The organism is Alteromonas sp. CyTr2, assembly GCF_947311905.1.
Classification (GTDB): domain Bacteria; phylum Pseudomonadota; class Gammaproteobacteria; order Enterobacterales; family Alteromonadaceae; genus Alteromonas; species Alteromonas macleodii.
Genome location: NZ_CAMZMZ010000018.1, coordinates 62,547 through 82,319, shown reverse-complemented (window position 1 = coordinate 82,319; position 19,773 = coordinate 62,547). Strand labels below are relative to the sequence as shown.

General features: G+C 43.1%; 16 protein-coding genes. 9 read left to right on the top strand and 7 right to left on the bottom strand.

The window, feature by feature from the left end; all coding sequences use genetic code 11:
- A partial coding sequence (locus QME20_RS11355) for an IS66 family transposase (protein ID WP_281715956.1) occupies positions 1-726 on the top strand: 726 nt, incomplete at its 5' end.
- 222 nt (positions 727-948) lie between these two features.
- Here QME20_RS11355 and QME20_RS11350 read toward each other — a convergent pair.
- Both QME20_RS11350 and QME20_RS11345 read right to left on the bottom strand, forming a co-directional pair.
- Positions 949-1,779, bottom strand: a complete 831-nt coding sequence (locus tag QME20_RS11350) for a PEP-CTERM/exosortase system-associated acyltransferase (protein WP_061486215.1) — start codon at positions 1,777-1,779, stop codon at positions 949-951.
- Between the two features lie 78 nt (positions 1,780-1,857).
- A complete protein-coding gene (locus QME20_RS11345) occupies positions 1,858-2,619 on the bottom strand; it encodes a YdcF family protein (RefSeq protein WP_281715955.1) in 762 nt (253 codons plus the stop codon).
- A gap of 34 nt (positions 2,620-2,653) precedes the next feature.
- Between QME20_RS11345 and QME20_RS11340 the strand changes: the two genes are divergently transcribed.
- On the top strand, positions 2,654-3,439 hold the full coding sequence (locus QME20_RS11340) for a serine protease (RefSeq protein ID WP_281715954.1): 786 nt from the start codon (positions 2,654-2,656) through the stop codon (positions 3,437-3,439).
- Here QME20_RS11340 and QME20_RS11335 read toward each other — a convergent pair.
- A complete protein-coding gene (locus QME20_RS11335; RefSeq protein WP_281715953.1) occupies positions 3,436-5,070 on the bottom strand; it encodes an FAD-binding protein in 1,635 nt (544 codons plus the stop codon). The genes QME20_RS11340 and QME20_RS11335 overlap by 4 nt on opposite strands.
- A gap of 223 nt (positions 5,071-5,293) precedes the next feature.
- Here QME20_RS11335 and QME20_RS11330 point away from each other — a divergent pair, with 223 nt between their 5' ends.
- The 4 genes from QME20_RS11330 (at position 5,294) to QME20_RS11315 (ending at position 9,197) form a co-directional block, all read left to right on the top strand.
- A complete protein-coding gene (locus QME20_RS11330) occupies positions 5,294-5,863 on the top strand; it encodes a twin-arginine translocation signal domain-containing protein (protein ID WP_281715952.1) in 570 nt (189 codons plus the stop codon).
- A 278-nt stretch (positions 5,864-6,141) separates the two neighbouring features.
- On the top strand, positions 6,142-7,044 hold the full coding sequence (locus QME20_RS11325) for an HprK-related kinase A (protein WP_281715951.1): 903 nt from the start codon (positions 6,142-6,144) through the stop codon (positions 7,042-7,044).
- Positions 7,044-8,177, top strand: coding sequence for a nucleotidyltransferase family protein (locus tag QME20_RS11320; RefSeq protein WP_281715950.1), 1,134 nt, complete (start codon positions 7,044-7,046; stop codon positions 8,175-8,177). The genes QME20_RS11325 and QME20_RS11320 overlap by 1 nt, the downstream gene beginning before the upstream one ends.
- Positions 8,178-8,180: 3 nt before the next feature.
- Positions 8,181-9,197 (top strand): NAD-dependent epimerase, encoded by a 1,017-nt coding sequence (locus QME20_RS11315; RefSeq protein ID WP_110289252.1) that lies wholly within the window; start codon positions 8,181-8,183, stop codon positions 9,195-9,197.
- Positions 9,198-9,230: 33 nt separating this feature from the next.
- Here the strand turns inward: QME20_RS11315 and QME20_RS11310 are convergent, their stop codons facing one another.
- The 4 genes from QME20_RS11310 to QME20_RS11295 all read right to left on the bottom strand — a co-directional run bounded on the left by QME20_RS11310 (position 9,231) and on the right by QME20_RS11295 (position 15,628).
- Positions 9,231-10,115 (bottom strand): patatin-like phospholipase family protein, encoded by an 885-nt coding sequence (locus QME20_RS11310; protein ID WP_281715949.1) that lies wholly within the window; start codon positions 10,113-10,115, stop codon positions 9,231-9,233.
- A gap of 396 nt (positions 10,116-10,511) precedes the next feature.
- On the bottom strand, positions 10,512-12,707 hold the full coding sequence (locus tag QME20_RS11305; RefSeq protein ID WP_281715948.1) for a malate synthase G: 2,196 nt from the start codon (positions 12,705-12,707) through the stop codon (positions 10,512-10,514).
- 98 nt (positions 12,708-12,805) lie between these two features.
- Positions 12,806-13,750 carry a LysR family transcriptional regulator gene (locus QME20_RS11300; protein WP_049587990.1) on the bottom strand — a complete coding sequence of 315 codons (945 nt, stop codon included), beginning with the start codon at positions 13,748-13,750 and terminating at the stop codon, positions 12,806-12,808.
- Positions 13,751-14,032: 282 nt separating this feature from the next.
- Complete coding sequence (locus QME20_RS11295; RefSeq protein WP_281715947.1) at positions 14,033-15,628, bottom strand: isocitrate lyase; 1,596 nt, start codon at positions 15,626-15,628, stop codon at positions 14,033-14,035.
- A gap of 437 nt (positions 15,629-16,065) precedes the next feature.
- Here QME20_RS11295 and QME20_RS11290 point away from each other — a divergent pair, with 437 nt between their 5' ends.
- The 3 genes from QME20_RS11290 to glsB all read left to right on the top strand — a co-directional run bounded on the left by QME20_RS11290 (position 16,066) and on the right by glsB (position 19,748).
- Positions 16,066-17,025, top strand: a complete 960-nt coding sequence (locus tag QME20_RS11290) for a chemotaxis protein CheV (RefSeq protein ID WP_061486197.1) — start codon at positions 16,066-16,068, stop codon at positions 17,023-17,025.
- Between the two features lie 233 nt (positions 17,026-17,258).
- The gene (locus QME20_RS11285; RefSeq protein ID WP_039228396.1) at positions 17,259-18,737 is read left to right on the top strand and encodes an alkaline phosphatase; all 1,479 of its coding nucleotides are present in this window, start codon (positions 17,259-17,261) and stop codon (positions 18,735-18,737) included.
- Between the two features lie 102 nt (positions 18,738-18,839).
- The gene (gene glsB / locus QME20_RS11280) at positions 18,840-19,748 is read left to right on the top strand and encodes a glutaminase B (RefSeq protein WP_014950204.1); all 909 of its coding nucleotides are present in this window, start codon (positions 18,840-18,842) and stop codon (positions 19,746-19,748) included.
- Positions 19,749-19,773: the final 25 nt, after the last annotated feature.

Genomic DNA, 19,773 nt, shown 5'->3' with positions numbered 1-19,773 from the left:
GCTGATTCACCTAGCGGTCATATCCCCGATACAGCGACATCCAATATCGTGTTGTACGATTATCACAATAGTCGCGCAGGGCAATGCGCAGTAGACTTCCTGCAAGGCTATAGCGGCTATCTACAAGTGGATGGCTATCAAGGTTACGAGCAAACGCAAGCTACACTCATTGGTTGCTGGGCACATGCACGTCGTAAGTTCATGGAAGCCAAAAAAGGCGCAGGTAAAAAAGGCAGTGGCAAAGCGGATTGGGCTCTGAATCACATCCAAAAGCTCTACCGCATAGAAACGCAGCTTAAAGATAAAACGGTGGAGGTGCGCTACCTTACCAGACAAGAAAAGAGCCTGCCGTTACTCAACCAGCTCCATACATGGCTAGAGAAATCAGTACACCAAGTGCTACCGAAAACCAAATTAGGTGAAGCGGTACAATACTGCTTGAACCAATGGGAAAAGCTAGCACGCTACACACTCGATGGATTGCTGAATATCGATAACAATCGCGCTGAGCGCGCGATTAAACCGTTCGTGATAGGCCGAAAAAATTGGCTGTTTAGCCAAACTGCCACAGGTGCAAACGCCAGTGCGGTGCTCTACAGTATTATCGAAACCGCTAAAGCCAATGACCTCAATGTGTTCGAGTATGTGATGTCTTGCCTTGATGAGTTCAGCAAGCCAGCGCCGAACATCGAGCAACTACTACCATGGCACTTTGCTAAGCGCTAGGTGGGATTAGCGGACGTTTACAATAAATCTGGCATTTTCTGCTTAAAGCTTGTTCAATCGTTTGAAGCCAGACTCTTCTATATCACCGTATTTGGATTCTCAACTATGGTGGGTCAGCACTGCTGGTAGCGTGATTTTTTCAAAGTTGTCTCCTGCATTAATCATCGCAGAAAACTCCAATTAAGTTTGTCTCAATTTATGGAAAGTAAGCACCCCCACAAATCAAAAATCCTGCTTTTCTATTGAATTCAATATATCTGCAAGCATCTTTGCAAAGCCAGGGCGAAGGCTCTTTCTAAGCAAGTTTTGATTGATATAATAAGGTGCGCGTTTACCGTGATATTCGACTACTGGGCCAATTTGTTCGAACTTAATACCAATGAACTTCATACTTCGCGCTAGACGCGGCTCCATCATTACATAAGCGTGTTTGATATCTTCTTCGATTGCGAGCGCTGCTGCAGCGAGGTAAAGCCCAACTGCAATAAACGGAAAGCAGCGAACTTCTTTTTCAGAGTATGTGTGCTCGTTGATAACTGCCACTCCAGCCCCTGCGAATTTATCCATTACACGTCGACGAAACTCTTTAGGAACAGCTAATCGCGATATTTCACAAATATCTTTGCGGTCAAACTGAGATGGGTCTAAATCTTTTCGCGTGATGGAGTTTAGGCAATACTTTTCTATTGGAAGTTGTTCATCGGGCTCCATGGGCCTCACCATTCTTACAGTGCCCGCAAAATGCTTACTTTTATGGTGCTGTATTAAGCAGTGAAGTGAAAAGCTGTCGAATTCGTCAAACTCTAAACCACTCTCTTTTATTGGCTCAAATCCAAGTTCTTCACAATACACTTCATGTCTTATTGTAAAAACATCATTTTTCAACTCTTTAGAACTCGCAACAACTGGCGCCAAATATGCCGAAAAATGACTTGAAATGTAGTTAGCCTCTTCCAGCTTCCTATACCCTGAAATCAGCTTTCCAATTTTACTTTTCTCACCAACTATAGTCCCTAACTTCTCGAGCAGGGTTTGTTTTTTACTTTTAACCATAGATGAAGCGATATCCGATACTTTTTATTCAGTCTAGCAGAGTTTTAACATTAAATTACATAGACTTTATACGTAATACTAATTCACTGTATTAGAAATTAGTTTTTGCTTCATGAGAGCTAGGTATTCATAAAAAGCGAGTTCGCTTTTTGATAGCGCTGAGGCGGAAGGAAATGCGAGGTATGGGGTTAGAAGTCCTTTAGAATGGTGGTTGACTGGAAAAAATTCACCGACACAATTGTAAAAGCTAAACAAGTTTTCTAAACGATAAATATGTGTTGCTGACGAGACTACCCAAGTTTTTGCGCCAGCGATATAGGGAAGGGCCGACAAAACCTCTTCTTCTGTATCAGTGCCTAACTTGGTGATAATTATCTTATCTTTACTAACGCCCAATTCCTCGAAAAACTCTCTGGCTTTTTCAGAATAATTAACGTTTGAATCGTGAAGAAAGTTGCCTCCGGTTATTAAAATTGGAGCACCTGACTTTCTATGAAGCTTTAAAGCCTCTATGTTTCGCTGCAATGAGCATTCAGTCCATCTACTCGTGTCAGGAACGTTTCCATAAGTGCTATAGTAGCATGCAAGAACTAAAATATAGTCTGGGTTGTTTCCGCCGGATTGTGTGTTCGGGTATTGACGCTTGTGCTCTAGAGGGTAGAGAAGTAAGTCACTCACGTACGGTTGAGAGAAAAGGAAAAAGGTAGCGAGTGACATTAATTTAAAAGTCTTGCTGAAATATGGTTTTCTTCGTGATAGAAGTATTCCCATTGCGAAGAGTGAAATCGCTAAGTTTAATGGAGATATAAAGAAAAGCACTATATGCTTTAACAATTCCATGTTGCTACCTTGTCAAAAAAGAGATTCGTCAATCATGTCCTATTTATCGCACTATTCCAACGTATTACTGGTTTTTACATCTCTATTTTTTTCACCTTTTATAAGTGCGAATGCAAGCTACTCATTTGTTGATGTAGTGTCTGAGACAACGGATTCTGTCGTTGCTATCGGTTTGTATACACCACTGGAAAGTGATGGCAATCAAGTTCTTGGTACTGGCTTTGTAGTTGGCAACGGTAAATGGGTCATAACCAATTATCATGTGGTTTCAAAAATTCTAGATCCCCAAATTGTGCAACACTATGTTGCTATTCACGGTGAAGGTCGAGACGTCACCGCTCAAAAAGCAGAAATTATCGATATCGATCCTGTTCATGATTTAGCGCTATTGAAGATCAGTAACGAACTAAAGCCATTAAAAATGGGAAGCGAAACCTTATTGAAGCCAGGCAATGAAATTGCTTTTACTGGGTTTCCCTTAGGTGCTGCAATTGGACTTTATCCAGCTACGCATAAGGGACTAATATCAGCTATTACGCCTGATGCGATACCTGCGAGGAATGCAGATCAGTTGACAGTCTCAATGCTCAAGAGACTAAAAAAGCCTGAACTCGTATATCAACTCGACGCCACAGCATTTCCAGGTAATTCAGGTAGCCCTGTTTATAATATAGAGACAGGGCATTTGGTGGGTGTGATTAACAAAGTCTTTGTAAGCCAGGGCAAAGAAGCAGCTCTTTCATCTCCAAGCGGAATTAGTTACGCAATCCCAGTAAAACACGTTATGGCAATACTTAATAAAAATGACGTAACGTATTAGGGTTTATAAGGGTTGTATCTGTCTGGACTTATAATGCCAGCAGGATCTAATGCGTGAGCGATTTTCCCGGCCGTTTTCCAAAACGTACTGTTAGCATTTAGTTCTAATTGCTGTTGAATGTTTAATCGGTAAGGGATGAACCCCTGTTTCAAGCCCTCATCAAACAATGCCCGCAAGCATGCGTGTGCATCTTCTACTGCTTGCGGATTTTCTAAATCAAACACTATTGGGATAGTGCTGTCAGTCGAAATCCCACTAAGGTTTGTAAAGGTTATCATGGGTTCAATATTATATTTGGGGGTAATACTTCGAACCATTTCAATAAAAGCTCTCATTGAGCTTACTTTAGCTGGTACAAGAGGGGCGTACCAAAGCAGACCACAACCGTCTTTTGCGGGGTTCATCAATCGTGACTTATCTGGTCGAACTCTAGGGTTGCGCCAATAAGCTAGAGGTAAAGCAACCTGACTGGGCTTGCCTTGCATTACCTCCATACCCGCAGAGAGCTTTTCAAGTTGTTCTCTTGCACTATCTAATATCGGAAGGCTAAGCCTTTTAGTAACAACTTGACCTAATCTAACCAATAGGTCGCTAGAGAACAGAACTTGATCGGCTTTTCCTTTTGCAATTTTTTTGATATCACTTTTTGCAGCCTTTGCTACCGAATGTGTGCCGTAGACCGTTCCTACTAATGTCCATTCAGGTACATCGTAATGTTTAGAAATTGCGTCTACTTGTTCATCTGTCATTACTTTATGGTTACCACAGCCTTGGGGGTTGTCTGCGACCATCGCGGCGACACGCCTTTTATCCATCAAATTTATTGACCCTACAACGCCTTCTAAATTGTGGAAAATTTCTTTCACAACCGCATAAGCGTTATTGAAACTTTCTTTATCGAAAAAGCGCATATAAAAAGAGTCAAACGCAGGTTTTACACGAGCTAATGAAAGGGTTATTTCGGTTACAATCATATTTCCAGATTGAGTGAAAATTCCGTCGAGATAAGGGCCGTGTTTCCATTTAAATGTTTTATCTACATAACATTCACTATTATCACCATTGGCCATATCGCTCATGCATTGGAGAGAGGACTGGTAGAAGCTTCCATCTGCCAAAAATCCTTTTATCGACATCACTGAGGTGAAGTGGTCAGCGATCGGCGTAATACCATAGCCACGCTCGAGAGCGTTACTTAAAATACTTGTCGTTGGACCAGCGCCCGTAACCGGAACCATGTATGAAGTTTGTTTGGAGGACAAGTATTCAAATAGAGCGCTTTGAGTAACGCCAGGCTGAATAGAAATGACACCATTCTCTTCGTCGAAATAAGTAATGTCGTTTAGTGCACAAAGGTCTAGAAGCACCACTTTCTCTTCAACTGTACTCGGCATAGACGAGCCATAACCCCAGTTTTTCCCAGAACTAATCGGGTACAATGAAAACTGGTTCGGAGTATTAACTACGCTGCCTGCAAACTTGATGAGTTCTTGAATAACACCCAATGTGATGGGCCGGACTATACAAGCCACATCCCTCTTGAAGCCTTCAGTTCCCGAAGTATTTGATTCTGAGTAAGGAAGTACGTCGGCATTTTCTTTAACAAGACTTTTTAACTCTTCAATTAGCACTGATGAACCTGTAAGTTAGATTTATTTTGAATTAGTATAGCCCTTAAGGTCATCTGTATACTATTATTCATACGTTAACTAAGCGAGAGATTGAGTCTCTCTGTCAGTAATTTTAACGGTTTTTATAATTCGTTTTTTAAGTTGCTGAATTTTATAGTTATTTTGTTTGGCTTGATTCTTGAATGTTATGGTCAGGCCATAGAAATGAACTCTGAGAAAATTTATGAAGCACTCGAATGTTAATAAGGACATTAAGACAGGTATGAATTCACGTCGTCAGTTTATCACTAAGGCTGCCGCGGGCGGTGTTGTAGCGGCACTGGCTTCAAAAACGGCATGGGCAGGAGGGAGTTCTGCGACTGGGTGTTCTGTGTCTGGCAACTTGTCAGGAAATTTGTCACAGGCAAGAGATTGTAGCACGGCAAATGTCAAAGGAGAGTCACCATACGTTTGGAAAAAGGTTCTCTATGGCCATAGATCCCAGCCCACCTCGGAAGCTGTTAGTAATTTCAAATGGAAAGATGTGTTTGGCATGGGCCGACCTCCTTTTGGCTTCTCAGGAAAAAGTGAAAAAACTATCAGAAACTTTTTAAGAACCGATAAAAGCTATTATTACGAAACTAATGAAGCTTTGGTCGTTGCTTACCTGAATGCTAGAAGCGGATTGTATCCTCTTCCTCAAGGAACTAATGAGTCAAGTGCTCGAACGTATGTCCAAGGTCTATATGATGACATTAACAACGGTGTGTTTCACGAATCGGACGTTGTAAACGCTGTCCGAGCTACATACTGATAATTGGGTTGAGTTCATTATCGTCCATCAGTGTATTTTGCGCTCCTGATAAGTCGGGAGTTGCAATCCAACATATCCCGTCTTATCGAGTTATATTTCTTCCCTCTAAGTACGAGAGTCTGGTAAAAACATGGAGGGATTCAGTGAGCTTTCCTTCGATTCCAGAGTTGGACTGGGGGCAGTTGGGTCTTACTGACGACGATGTTTCAGAATTCCGTATCTTACTCACCGAAAATAATCTAATAGATTAAAAGTTTTTGGGGCGAAGCGGTTTGTTATTGTCAGAGTTATCTAATGCGCAGTACCAAAGTGCTGTAAAAAAATCTGAGTTGAATATAGAATTTGGCCTGATTTCGGTAAATGTTAACTCTTCTTTTTCGCAGGTTACAAAGACTATTTCAGAGCTCTATCGAGATTATAACGTCACTTTAAGCTCAGACTGGTTCGATTTTAATGTTTCAGTTGAAAAGCCTTCGAATTTTCGCCGTTTCTTCAGAAGTCAAGCGGTGTTCAAGTTGGATGGGCATATTCCCTTCAAACCTTTGCCTTCAGCACATGCCTATCCACTTTTTGAATGGGGAATGAATTGGTGTGTAGCAAATTTTTACCATAGATACCTCATCTTTCATGCTGCAGTATTAGAAAAAAACGGCAAAGCCGTTATTTTTCCGGCACCTCCTGGCTCAGGTAAAAGTACGTTGTGTGCTTATCTCGCTTTGTCTGGTTGGCGATTGCTTTCCGATGAAATGGCTGTTTTAGACATCGAGACTGGTAACGTTTTACCTTTCGTTCGTCCAATCTGCCTTAAAAACAATTCAATAAGACTTGTCGAAGATTGGTTTCCAGAAGCATTTATCTCAGATGTTGCTACAGACACCCAAAAAGGTGATGTTGCGCATGTTAGACCTCCAACAGACTCTGTGAGGCGGTGCGGAGAAGGCGCTAAATTGTTTGCGATAGTGTTTCCTCAATTTAAAGCTGGCAGCACCACAGAAATATTTTCGATGACTCAAATGAATACGTTAAAAATGTTAGTAGAAAATGCATTCAATTTTGATCTTTTGGGGCACGAAGGCTTCGAGTTCATAAGTAGGAAATTACCCGACTTACTTTTGCTTGAAGCAACATACAGTAATGTAGACGACCTTAGAACTGTATTGGAAAGCGAGGTACAAGATTAGTGTCTCGCAATGTACAATCAATCTTGACAGGTATTCTAACAGGAAATTACCCCTGTTCACTTTCTACTAGAGAATGGCGTGACTTAATACTTGTCGCCCGTGCTAACTCTTTGTTACCCAGAGTAGCGGCTTTTATTTTGAACGATGTTAAGTGCAATCTTCAAGTTCCAACCAATGTAAACGCACATTTAATTGCTAGCCTCCGACATGAAACTTTATTTCACAACCAAGTTAAAGATGAAGTTAACTTCGTTAATGCAAAAATTTCTAGAGCATTAAATAGAAATTTGATTGTATTGAAGGGAGCGGGTTACGTTGTAGCCAGCAGCAGGGCCGCCAAAGGTAGGATATTTTCCGATATCGATCTCTTAGTGCTTAAAGAGGATGTTTCAAAGGTGGAAAGAGCACTTCATTTATTCGGATTTGTTTCAGACACTGACTCTGAATACGACCAGAAATATTATCGAGAGTGGGCTCATGAAATACCACCTTTACGTCACCTACAGCGTGGAACTGTCTTAGATGTTCACCACAATATTGTTCCCCTTGTAAGCGGTCGAGCCCCTGATATTGAAATTTTCTTAAAGTCTACTGTTAAGACGGAATACGGTGTTGAAGTGCTTCGGCCTGCGGCCATGTTTCTTCATTCTGCTATACATTTGTTTTTCTCAGAAGAATTTACCAACGGTTTTAGAGATTTGTCAGATTTGTCATTATTGCTGGATGAAATCATATATGACGATGTCGAATTAAGTTATTTGTTTAGCCTTGCGGAAAACACCGGCTTTGAAAATGAATTATTTTTAGCATTTAGATATCTAGAAAAGATTTTTAACAAGCAAATTTCAGCGCATATTTATCAATGCTTCAAACAGCCACTACCAACAGGTATTAGGTTGTTATTATCTGACTTTATTTTTGGTAAGGTTCTTGCTGCAAATCATCGCTTAGTTGATGTAAAGTTTCGGGGTCTAGCACAGTGGTTGGCATTCGTTCGCGGACACTTATTAAAAATGCCATTTAATATATTAGTGAAACATACTGCTTCTAAGCTTTGGCGAGGCATAGTTAAATCAGTTACAGGAGATGTTGAAAATCGTCATCATGTCCAAAGAAAAGATATTAAGGATTAATAAATGAAAATCTTAGTCACCGGAGCAGCTGGTTTCATTGGTGCAGCTGTATCGCAATACCTTATCAATCGTGGTGACCAAGTTGTCGGGATTGACAACATTAACGATTATTACGATGTGAATTTAAAGCACGCTCGTCTAGACGAGATTAAATCATCTACTGCAGCTGATTTATTTTCATTTATCGAGATGGGGGTAGAAGAGCGCGACAAAATGGCTGCGCTTTTTGAAGAGCACAAATTTGATAGAGTGGTGCATTTGGCTGCTCAAGCTGGTGTGCGTTATTCACTTGAAAATCCTAACGCTTACGTCGACTCAAATATTGTTGGCTTTGTGAATATTCTAGAAGGGTGTCGCCATAATAACGTCGAGCATTTGGTGTACGCGTCATCTAGCTCAGTCTACGGTGCGAATGAGACTATGCCGTTTTCAGAACAGCATAACGTAGATCATCAAGTTAGCTTGTATGCGGCTTCTAAAAAAGCTAACGAGCTAATGGCTCATACTTATAGTCACCTGTATAACTTGCCTACAACGGGGCTGCGCTTTTTCACTGTTTACGGGCCTTGGGGCCGTCCAGACATGGCGCTTTTCAAGTTCACTAAGGCTATTTTGGAAGGTAAAACAATACAGGTTTACAACTATGGTAACCACCGTCGTGACTTCACTTATATCGATGATATCGTTGAAGGCGTAATTCGCTCATTGGATAATGTGGCTAAACCTAATGAGAATTGGGACGGCGGCAATCCAGATCCAAGTACGAGTAAGGCGCCCTATAAGGTTTACAATATTGGTGCGCAAACACCAGTGCACCTTTTGAAGTTTATTGAAACCCTTGAGAGTGCATTGGGCATTGAGGCGAAGAAAGAACTTCTTCCTATGCAGCCGGGCGATGTGCCTGACACCTATGCTGATGTGTCGTCGCTCGTTGAAGATACTGGGTACCAGCCATCTACCGATGTTGAAACAGGCGTAAAAGCGTTTGTCGACTGGTATCGTGACTTTTATAAAGTGTAAGCGCTAGCGACTTATAATTACCTTCTGAAACCGTTAAAGTGCACTGCTTCTCATAAATCCCGCACACTTTTTGGGCAAGAACTCTTTCGTGGTTGCATAACCGAGCTCAAAAAGTGTGTTCTTAATTTCAGGTGTAAGCGAAAAATCTACCGCGGAAATCTCCCCGGTATTCACCACCACCGTATTGTGCCAATACTTCGCATTGACGTACTCCCTGGATATTGCCGTCATAAACGTGCGAATAAGCATGCTGACGTATTGCGGCAGTTGAAGTAAGTTCTTTTTAATGGCTTTACGTTCTTGTTCGGTGCTTTGCAGTCTGAAGCATACTGATGGCGTGCCATCGCCTCGCCAATCTTCAAACAGCGCATCTTCAGACAATATAGCGCCGTCTACTAGCAAGTGCTCTTTAAACGGTTTAAACGAGAAGATGAGCGGTATCGACATAGAATACCGCACTGCTTCTGACACCTTCATATCTGGAGAGGTTTGTTTGTTGAACAAAACTGGTCCGCCGCCGTTTACGTCGGTAGCGAGAATATGCAGATTGAGCGGGAGGTCGGCAAACACTGCGCCTTCCAACTGTTCGTCAATCCATCGCTGAAATACGTCGCCAGAAGACAGCCCGCCTTCCCGGAGTAATCTTACGAGTGAAAATTCAGTGAATTGCTTGAAATCAGTAACCAGTGCGAGCTCTCGCATTTGCTCCACTGTGTAACCTTTGGCGTAAAGCGAAGCGATAATCGAGCCACCTGATACACCCACTAAAGTGTCGAAGCCTACGTTCATGTCCTGCAGGGCTTTAATGATGCCGATATGGGCGCTCAATCTTGTTCCTCCACCTGAAAAGATGGGCACAATTTGCGTGACGTTCGCCTGTAATAAATTATTCGGTATTGCTGCCGAGGCTATCTGCATGTGCATACTCCAAACTAAGGAGGCTTTGCGCTAAGTGTTTAGTTCCAACGGAATAACAAACGCTGCACCCCACACTATAAAAGCGTAGTTTACTCATGCATTATCAGCAAAGTATCAAGGGGGAGGTAAGCGATATCTTTAGTCTAAAGTGTTGCCATATTGCTACACAATTCGCTTTGAGTGTGTTTGCGAATTGATTTCACGTGTCGCGACAATAAATGCAAACGCATTAGTAATACACCAGCAATAAATAAAAAGGCTCACTGCTGTTTACTAACAGAGTGAGCCTTATTCAAATGCGTCTGATGAGGCTTGAAACTAGCTAGCTAATTCTTTGATATTTTACCGTTTGGAATATAGCTTTTAGTTTCCAATTCTTAGCCCTCATATTTTGTGCTAGCTCGCCGCAAGTTTTGCCTTCATTTCGCGGCGACGGGCGTGCAGTAAAGGTTCTGTGTAACCGCTAGGCTGCTCTTTACCTTTGAAGATTAGATCGCTTGCGGCTAAGAAGCCAATTGAGCTGTCTAAATCAGGTGCCATAGGGATATACTCAGGATCCCCCGTATTTTGCTCATCTACTAAGACAGCCATACGAGCCAAAGACTCTTTTACCTGATCTACACTTACAATGCCGTGCTCTAGCCAGTTAGCGATATGCTGCGATGAAATTCGCAACGTCGCGCGGTCTTCCATCAAGCCTACATTGTTGATGTCAGGAACTTTCGAGCAGCCTACGCCTTGGTGAACCCAGCGTACAACGTAGCCTAAAATGCCCTGAACGTTATTGTCGATTTCACGCTTAATACTCTCACGCGTCAAAGTAGAGGCATCTTCTAACAATGGAATGGTAAGTATGTCAGCAAGGCCACTAAAGTTTTCATCTAGCGACTTTTGAACGTCAAACACATTTACATCGTGATAATGAAGCGCGTGCAGTGTTGCAGCAGTAGGTGAGGGTACCCAAGCAGTATTAGCGCCGGCCTTAGGGTGACCTATTTTGGCGGTCATCATATTTTGCATTTCGTCAGGTATTGGCCACATGCCCTTACCAATTTGCGCTTTGCCAGAAAGGCCGCAGCGAAGGCCTACTGCGACGTTTGCAGTTTCATAAGCCTTAATCCACGCCATAGACTTGAGCGCGGCTTTTTCTGCAAAAGGGCCGGCAAGCATTGAGGTATGAATTTCATCACCGGTTCTGTCTAAGAAACCCGTGTTAATGAACACAACTCGTGAAGTAGCCTCGGCAATACATGCTTGTAAATTGATACTTGTGCGGCGTTCTTCATCCATTATGCCCATTTTAAGGGTGTTAGCTGGAACATCGATAATCGCTTCGATAGCACCAAACAATGCGTTAGAGAATGCCACTTCTTCTGGCCCGTGCATTTTAGGTTTAACAATATAAATACTGCCTTCGCGGCTGTTTTTAAATTTGCTGTTTCCTAAAAGATCATGCTTTGCGATAAGTGAAGTGACTAAACCGTCCATGATCCCTTCTGGCACTTCTTCGCCGTCAAAGAGCATAGCATTGTTAGTCATAAGGTGGCCTACGTTTCTAACAAACATAAGGCTTCGACCAGAAAGTACTAGTTCGCCGTCTTTTAGCTTGTCTTGTGAAGCGTGTTTAGACGGCTGGTAGCTTCTATCGTCATGCATAGCGCGAACAAGCTGCTTGCCGCCCTTTGTCATTTCAATGCTTAGCGAGCCTTTCATTAAGCCTAACCAGTTGCTATACACCAAGGTTTTGTCTTCAGCGTCAACAGCAGCAACGGAATCTTCGCAGTCCATAATGGTGGTTAATGCAGCTTCAACCAGTACGTCTTTTACGTTTGCGGCATCGCTCTCGCCAATAGGATGAGTCGGGTCTAGTTGAATTTCAAAATGCAGACCGTTGTGTGCAAATAGCAGGCTTGACGGTGCGCTAATGTCACCTTGGTATCCTTGCCATTGCTCTGTGTTTGCTAAGGTGGTTTCATCGCCGTCGACAAGAGTGATCGCCAATTTACCCGATTCAATCTTATACTCAGTAACGTCAGCGTGGCTGCCTTTCGCAAGCGGTATCATGCTATCTAGATAGTCTTTCGCTTTCGCAACTACTTTGGCGCCGCGTACGGGGTTGTAGCTTTTTCCCGCTTCTGCTCCACCTTCATTGCTGATGACATCAGTGCCGTATAGTGCGTCGTAAAGGCTACCCCAACGGGCATTTACCGCGTTAAGTGCATAGCGAGCGTTGTTGATTGGCACGACTAGCTGAGGGCCTGCCATTGTTGCTATTTCGGCGTCTACATTTTGTGTTTGTGCACTTACTTGTGACGGCTGCTCAACAAGGTAACCAATGCTTTTTAGGAAGTCGGTATATTCGTTTCCGTTTACCGGGTTACCAGCTTTATGATAATCGTCGATAGCGCGCTGAAGCTGTTCTCGCTTTTCTAATAGTGCGCGATTTTGAGGAATGAATTTTTCGAAGAGGGTTTCCGCACCTTGCCAAAAGGTGTCTTTATCTACGCCTGTGCCAGGAAGTGCCTGTTCATTAATAAAGTTATCGAGTTGTTCGGCAACCTGTAGTCGGCCTCTAGTAATATATCCTTGCATAACTACCTCTATACATTTGTCTGTTCACCCAGTGTAGTGTGTATAGAGATAGTTTTTTAATTTATGGTTTGTATTTCTGCCATATATTTTGTGAATGTTTAGCCCGCATTCATTTCGCTAGCTACATCGCTGATTAAGCGGCGCAACCAAATGTGACCTGCGTCATGGTGAAGTAGGGCACTCCACGCCATTTTCAGTGCAATAGGTGGTATGTCGAAAGGCGGCTCTTTAATCACCACATCAGGGTCGTGTTTGAATAAACGCGCCGCTTTGCTTGGTAAGGTAGCAATAAGTTTCTGTTTTTTCGCAATCTGAAGCGCTGCATGGTAATGACGAGTAAATACGCGAATAGCACGCTGTTTTCCGATTTTTGTAAGCTCTGCGTCAACCCAACCCAGTTTTTGTACTTCATTTGGATCAATACCTACACCCACGCCAAACCCCGTTTTACTCACCCAAATATGCTGGGCACTCAAGTAGCCTTCTAGGTTGCATTTTTCTACTAGCGGATGGTCGGAACTCATTACGCAGCTAAAGGTGTCATACCAGATAACTTTTTGGTGAAATGACAAAGGCAGTTCTTCGAAGCGGTTAATTGCCATATCCACTTTACCTTGCTCGACATCGTGAAACGTCACGTCACTCGGCGTAATAAGATCAAGCGTAATATTGGGCGCTAAATCGGCCAGTCTTCCAACGAGTTCAAGTAACAAGGTACTCTCTGCATAGTCACTGGTCATAATGCGGAAAGTTCTGTCGCTGGTTAACGGATCGAAATCAGTCTCGGGCTGAATAGAGCTTTCCAATCGACTAAGCACATCGCGAATAATGGGTTGTAGCTCAAGCGCACGCTTGGTGGGGGTCATCCCATCGCTGGTACGCACTAAAAGCGGATCTTTAAATAGATCGCGAAGGCGCTTCAGGCCGTTACTCATTGCTGGCTGAGTAATGCTTAGCTGGTTTGCAGCTTTCGTTACACTTCCTTCGCGCAACAGCACATCTAAATAAACCAATAAATTCAGGTCGACCTTCGCTATATTCATTATTCTAATGCTCTTTTTAAACCTAATTAAACATAGCTATTATAAAGCTTTTTTATTTCAATGTCAGATAAGCGTTTAGTCTTAAATTGGCCGCCGTTATACCTATAAGGTATTGAAATATAGTTGGTATATTGTTTTTTTATGAAATTTAGAAAAATATGGCTTTTTTTGTTTTATGCAAAAAGCATAAGTGAAGTGAATGACGCGCACAAAAAAGGGCACCCGAAGGTGCCCTGTAGGAAAGGTTGGGATGCTTTCCGTTTAACTCATTGCCTGTTAACGTTATACGTCAAACTGGTTCATAGTGTTATCTTCACCAGACGCTTTTAGTGCGCCTTCGCCAGAGAAGTATTCTTTGTGCGTGTCACCTAGGTCAGAACCTGCCATCGCTTGGTGTTTAACGCACGCTAGGCCTTGGCGAATTTCTTGACGCTGAACACCGCGTACATAAGCAAGCATACCTTCTTCACCGAAGTAACCTTTTGCAAGGTTGTCAGTAGACAGTGCTGCAGTGTGATAAGTCGGTAGCGTGATAAGGTGGTGGAAGATACCCGCTTCGCGTGCTGCGTCAGCCTGGAAGCTCTTAATCTTCTCGTCGGCCGCAGCTGCTAGCTCGCTGTCATCATAGTCGGCAGACATAAGTTTCGCGCGGTCGTAGCCAGAAACGTCTTTACCTTCTTCACTCCAGGCATCAAATACTTGCTGACGGAAGTTAAGCGTCCAGTTGAATGATGGAGAGTTGTTATAAACCAGCTTTGCGTTTGGTACTTGTTCGCGAATAGCGTTAACCATTTCAGCAATTTGGCCAACGTGAGGCTTTTCAGTTTCAATCCAAAGCAAGTCAGCGCCGTGCTTAAGTGACGTTACACAGTCAAGTACTACACGGTCAAAACCTGTGTTGTCTTTAAAGCGGAACAGACCGTTTGGTAAGCGCTCAGGTTTAACCAGCTTGCCAGCTTGCTTAAGCACTAGGTCACCTTCACTTAGGTCTTCAACACCTGCAACTTCAGTCGTTTTAAGGAACGCGTTGTACTGGGCAGCTAGGTCACCTTCTGATGTAGATACTGGGATCTTCTGGGTAAGACCAGCACCTAGTGAGTCAGTACGTGCAACAATTACACCTTCCTCAACACCTAGTTCAAGGAATGCATAGCGTACTGCATTGATTTTCGCTAGGAAGTCTTCGTGTGGCACGGTTACTTTACCGTCTTGGTGACCACATTGCTTCGCGTCCGATACTTGGTTCTCAATTTGGATACAGCATGCACCTGCTTCAATCATTTGCTTTGCAAGTAGGTAGGTTGCTTCTTCGTTACCAAAGCCCGCATCGATATCTGCGATAATTGGAACTACGTGAGTTTCGTAATTGTCGATTTCAGCTTGAATCGCAGCTACATCACCACCGTTTTTCTTAGCGTCGTCTAGCTTGTGGAAAAGGTCGCCTAATTCACGCGCATCTGCTTGGCGAAGGAAAGTATAAAGTTCTTCGATAAGCGCAGACACTGATGTTTTTTCATGCATTGATTGGTCAGGAAGAGGACCAAATTCAGAGCGAAGTGCTGCTACCATCCAGCCTGAAAGGTAAAGGTAGCTTTTGTTGGTTGTGCCTTGATGCTTCTTAACTGAAAGCATTTTTTGTTGGCCTACGAAGCCATGCCAGCAGCCTAGTGACTGTGTGTACTGAGACGAATCTGCGTCGTATTCAGCCATGTCTTTGCGCATAATGCTTGCAGTGTAGCGAGCAATGTCTAAACCTGTTTTAAAACGGTTTTGAACCTTCATGCGTGCAGCGAATTCTGGGTTGATACCTTCCCAAGTTCCGTTTTGTGCTGCCTTTAATGTGGCGAAGTTATCAATGTCTTGTTGATATTGCGACATGAGCGTCTCTCCCGACTATAATTAAAATACTTAACGTTGTTTATGTTTACGCTGTAGGGCGTTCCCGTTGATTCCATTTCATCCTAGTGCCGGATTTGGAATAATAGAAATATATATTTTGCATTGCGGTCATTTATTTTGTGAATGGGTGGCGTCGAAAGAAGTTTAGACACTGTAAATCTGTAACACCTATGTTTAGTGGTTTTAAGGCAATGGCGCAGCAGTGGGGCAAGAAGTGGTCGGTAATAAATAACTTACGTAGGTTGCAAATGCTTGCTGGTGTTGACTATTTCGTCTGTCTATTAGCTAAAAGGGTAATAGCTTTGCCGGTGTGAGCAAGGTAAATTTAGGCGTAAAGCTTCACGCTAAATAATCTTGTCCGATACGAGGGCGCTTTTGTTTTAGCTTGTTGATATATAATATGAAAAGTGGGTGTTATGAGTAGTAGTGTATTGTCGTCAGTTGACCAAAGAACCAAGCTTGTTGGCGAAAACAGGCTTGAGCTTTTGATGTTTCAACTGGGAACGCGACACATTTTTGCCATGAACGTCTTTAAAATTAAAGAAGTTATAAACGTACCCAAGCTCAATATAATGCCGGGTTCACATCACAACCTGAAAGGCGTGATGAACTACCGAGGAAGCTCCATTCCAATTATAGACTTGCGTCAGGCAATCAAAATGCGCGGTGCAGCTACGCAAGCAACAGCGAAGAATGTCATTATCACTGAATATAACAGAAGCGTGCAGGGCTTCATTATTGGTGAAGTGAAAAACATAGTGAATACATCGTGGGGAACCATTCAGCCACCCCCTAGCGGCATTGGAAAATCCAATTATTTAACCGCCATAACTCAGGTGAATGTTGAGGGTAAACAAGAGCTGGTAGAAATCATCGATGTTGAAAAAGTACTCGCGGAAATCATCGATTACGACACATCTATCTCTGAAGAAGTGCTAGATAAAGACATTGTTAACCACTTCTTAGGCAAGAAAGTGTTGATAGTAGATGACTCAAGCACAGCAAGAAAACAGATTAAAGATACGTTAGAGCAGCTAGGTATAACAATCATCGAACGTAAAAACGGCGCTGAAGCGTTAGCGCTGCTGAAGAAGTGGGCCGATGAGGGGAAGAATCCAACCGACGAAATTTTACTAATGTTTACCGACGCAGAAATGCCAGAAATGGACGGCTATCGGCTTACTTCTGAAGTGCGTAACGATCCTCGTATGAGCAATTTATTTATAGCACTCAACACATCATTAAGCGGAAGCTTCAACGACGCCATGGTAGAAAAAGTTGGATGCAACAGGTTTATCTCCAAATTCCAGCCCGACATGCTCGTTGACGTGGCACAACAGCGCATGCGCGAATACCTCTCATCACAAAATAAGTAGTCGCTTCCTTCTTAAAAGTTGCTAATTTAATGAGATGACCAGATGGTCATCTCATGCTTGCGTTATTTTGTCCAAAAGCTTTGAGCATCTTGCCAGCCTGCTTTACACTATTGCATCTTATCGCTTTGCTAACACCATTATGATCACAAAAGAATCATTCGCGATAGTGTCGTTATTGTTGTATCTGCGGGTATCCAGGCCAGTAGGTACCTTACTTACTCAGGGAAGTTTAAATGATTAAACAATTTGTTCGCACATCACTACTAAGTTGTGCGTCTATTGCTGTTCTTGCGGGTTGTGGTATCACTGAATCTATGACCGAATCAGCAAGTGCAACCGGTACGCAAACTAAAGGTGTACCGAAAAATATAATAATGGTTGTAGCCGACGGTATGGGGCCTGCCTATACCACGGCTTATCGTAATTATGTAGATGACCCGTCAACACCGAAAATCGAACCGGTTGTGTTTGACGATATTTTAGTGGGCAATGCTTCCACGTATCCTGCGCAAGTATCTGGTTACGTTACCGATTCAGCCGCTGCTGCAACCGCTCTTGCTACTGGCGTTAAGTCATACAACGGTGCAATTGGTGTTGATGTAAATAAACAACCAGTAAACTCTGTTATGTACCATGCTAAGAGTAAAGGCATGCGTACTGGTTTGGCAGTAACGTCTCAAATTGTTCATGCGACACCTGCGTCATACATTGCGCATAACGAAAGCCGTAAGAACTACAACGAAATAGCTGAAGATTTCTTTGATGTTCGCGTGGACGGTAAGTTTGTCGCTGACGTGATGCTAGGCGGTGGAACGTCTTACTTTGAACGCGATGACAGAGATATTTTGGCGCAGTTTATTGATGCTGGCTACGAATATGCCGATTCATATAACCGTCTGGCTTCAGTGCCTGCGGGAAGTAATGTTCTCGGTCTGTTTGCTCCAGTAGCGCTGCCTGCGGTATTGGATGATAAGCGCAAAAATCGTCTTGAGTACCTAACTCAACATGCTATTAAACACTTAGAAAACGACAATGGGTTCTTTCTTCTCGTTGAAGCAAGTCAAGTAGATTGGGCTGGTCACGCAAACGATATCGCGTCTGCCATGGCTGAGATGCACGACTTAGCGCAAACCATGGAATATTTGCGAGATTATGTAAAAACGAATCCTGACACCTTGGTTATTTTGACGGCGGATCACAGCACAGGTGGCTTAACCATTGGCGCAAACGGCGACTACCGCTGGAGCCCTGAACATCTTAAGTCTATGTCAGCCTCGGTAATGACAATTGCTTTAGAGATGGCAAATGAAGAGAACCCTGGCGAATTTGTGGCGCAGAAGCTTGGCTTGTCGTTGAGTGAAGAAGAGCTTGCCACGCTAGATAGCGTATCAAACCAAGATGATGAAACTCGCTTCATGGCAGTAAAAACCTTCTTAGACACCAAAACAAACACGGGGTGGACAACAGGCGGTCACACTGGTGTAGATGTTGAAGTATTTGCTTTTGGCGCTGGTTATCAATCGCTTATGGGGCAAATTGATAACACGGATATTGCAAAAACAATCTTCAGTTTTATCGATAAAAAACAGCCAGTAATAATCGATTCCGATTCAAATAAAGTATCAGAAAAGGTATCGACTAACATTGAGCTTACGTCAGACGAAGATGATGATGGCTTGTGTGACTTTAAGGAAGATTGGCGCTGTAACTAATCGCTACATTGTTTGTATAGAAATTAAAGCGCCAGCGTTTTTATAACAAGGCGCTTTATTTTTATCTGTGGTAAGCAGGAAAGGGGAACTATGAAAAACGAAATGCTGGCACTACTTCAAGATATCTATGATGAAGTTGAGCCCATGTTGGGCATGGGAAAAGTTGCCGACTACATCCCTGCGTTGGCCACGGTTAATCCACGGCAATTTGGCATTTCAATTTGCGATACAAACGGTCAAATAACGTCGATAGGCGATGCGAGCGTTCCTTTTTCTATTCAAAGTATCTCAAAAGTCTTTAATCTTGTTTTAGCTATTAATCACTACGGTGAAACTATGTGGGAGCGAGTTGGATGCGAGCCATCCGGCCTGCCGTTTAATTCTCTTGTACAGTTGGAATATGAAAACGGTATTCCCCGCAACCCCTTCATTAATGCCGGTGCGCTGGTGGTTAGTGACATGGTGCAATCTCGGTTTGCTTCCCCTTATATTGCCATGCGAGATTTCGTAAGACGTTTAAGTTGTAACGGCGACATCGTGGTAAATAAGGTGGTGGCGGAGTCTGAATACGAGCACCGCTCTCGCAATGCAGCAATGGCATATTTGATGAAAGCCTACGGAAATTTTGAAAACGAAGTGGAAGATGTGCTTCGCAATTACTTTCACAACTGTGCGCTAGAAATGAGTTGTGAGGACTTGGCGCGCTCAACGAGCTTTCTTGCTAACGCAGGTTTTTCTACTTGCGCAAATGAAAAGGTGCTAACGCCTTATCAAACCAAACAAGTGAACGCGCTTCTGGCGACTAGTGGTATGTATGACGAAGCTGGGAGCTTTGCTTTTAAAGTAGGCTTGCCGGGTAAAAGTGGCGTAGGTGGAGGGATAGTGGCTGTTGTACCAGGACGCTTTTCAATATGCGTATTTTCGCCAGCGCTTAATAGCGTGGGTAATTCTCAGCTAGGTGTGGCGGCTTTGACATCGCTAAGTGAACGCATCAATTGGTCTATTTATTAGGGGCTATTACGCTTCGCTGTATATC

What these genes read in the sequence shown, in the direction of transcription:
- glsB (WP_014950204.1), top strand. Translation starts at nt 18,840, where the DNA reads ATGCTGGCACTACTTCAAGATATCTATGATGAAGTTGAGCCCATGTTG.
- QME20_RS11305 (WP_281715948.1), bottom strand. Translation starts at nt 12,707, where the DNA reads ATGCAAGGATATATTACTAGAGGCCGACTACAGGTTGCCGAACAACTC.
- QME20_RS11285 (WP_039228396.1), top strand. Translation starts at nt 17,259, where the DNA reads ATGATTAAACAATTTGTTCGCACATCACTACTAAGTTGTGCGTCTATT.
- QME20_RS11330 (WP_281715952.1), top strand. Translation starts at nt 5,294, where the DNA reads ATGAAGCACTCGAATGTTAATAAGGACATTAAGACAGGTATGAATTCA.
- QME20_RS11290 (WP_061486197.1), top strand. Translation starts at nt 16,066, where the DNA reads ATGAGTAGTAGTGTATTGTCGTCAGTTGACCAAAGAACCAAGCTTGTT.
- QME20_RS11350 (WP_061486215.1), bottom strand. Translation starts at nt 1,779, where the DNA reads ATGGTTAAAAGTAAAAAACAAACCCTGCTCGAGAAGTTAGGGACTATA.
- QME20_RS11295 (WP_281715947.1), bottom strand. Translation starts at nt 15,628, where the DNA reads ATGTCGCAATATCAACAAGACATTGATAACTTCGCCACATTAAAGGCA.
- QME20_RS11315 (WP_110289252.1), top strand. Translation starts at nt 8,181, where the DNA reads ATGAAAATCTTAGTCACCGGAGCAGCTGGTTTCATTGGTGCAGCTGTA.
- QME20_RS11345 (WP_281715955.1), bottom strand. Translation starts at nt 2,619, where the DNA reads ATGGAATTGTTAAAGCATATAGTGCTTTTCTTTATATCTCCATTAAAC.
- QME20_RS11300 (WP_049587990.1), bottom strand. Translation starts at nt 13,750, where the DNA reads ATGAATATAGCGAAGGTCGACCTGAATTTATTGGTTTATTTAGATGTG.
- QME20_RS11310 (WP_281715949.1), bottom strand. Translation starts at nt 10,115, where the DNA reads ATGCAGATAGCCTCGGCAGCAATACCGAATAATTTATTACAGGCGAAC.
- QME20_RS11340 (WP_281715954.1), top strand. Translation starts at nt 2,654, where the DNA reads ATGTCCTATTTATCGCACTATTCCAACGTATTACTGGTTTTTACATCT.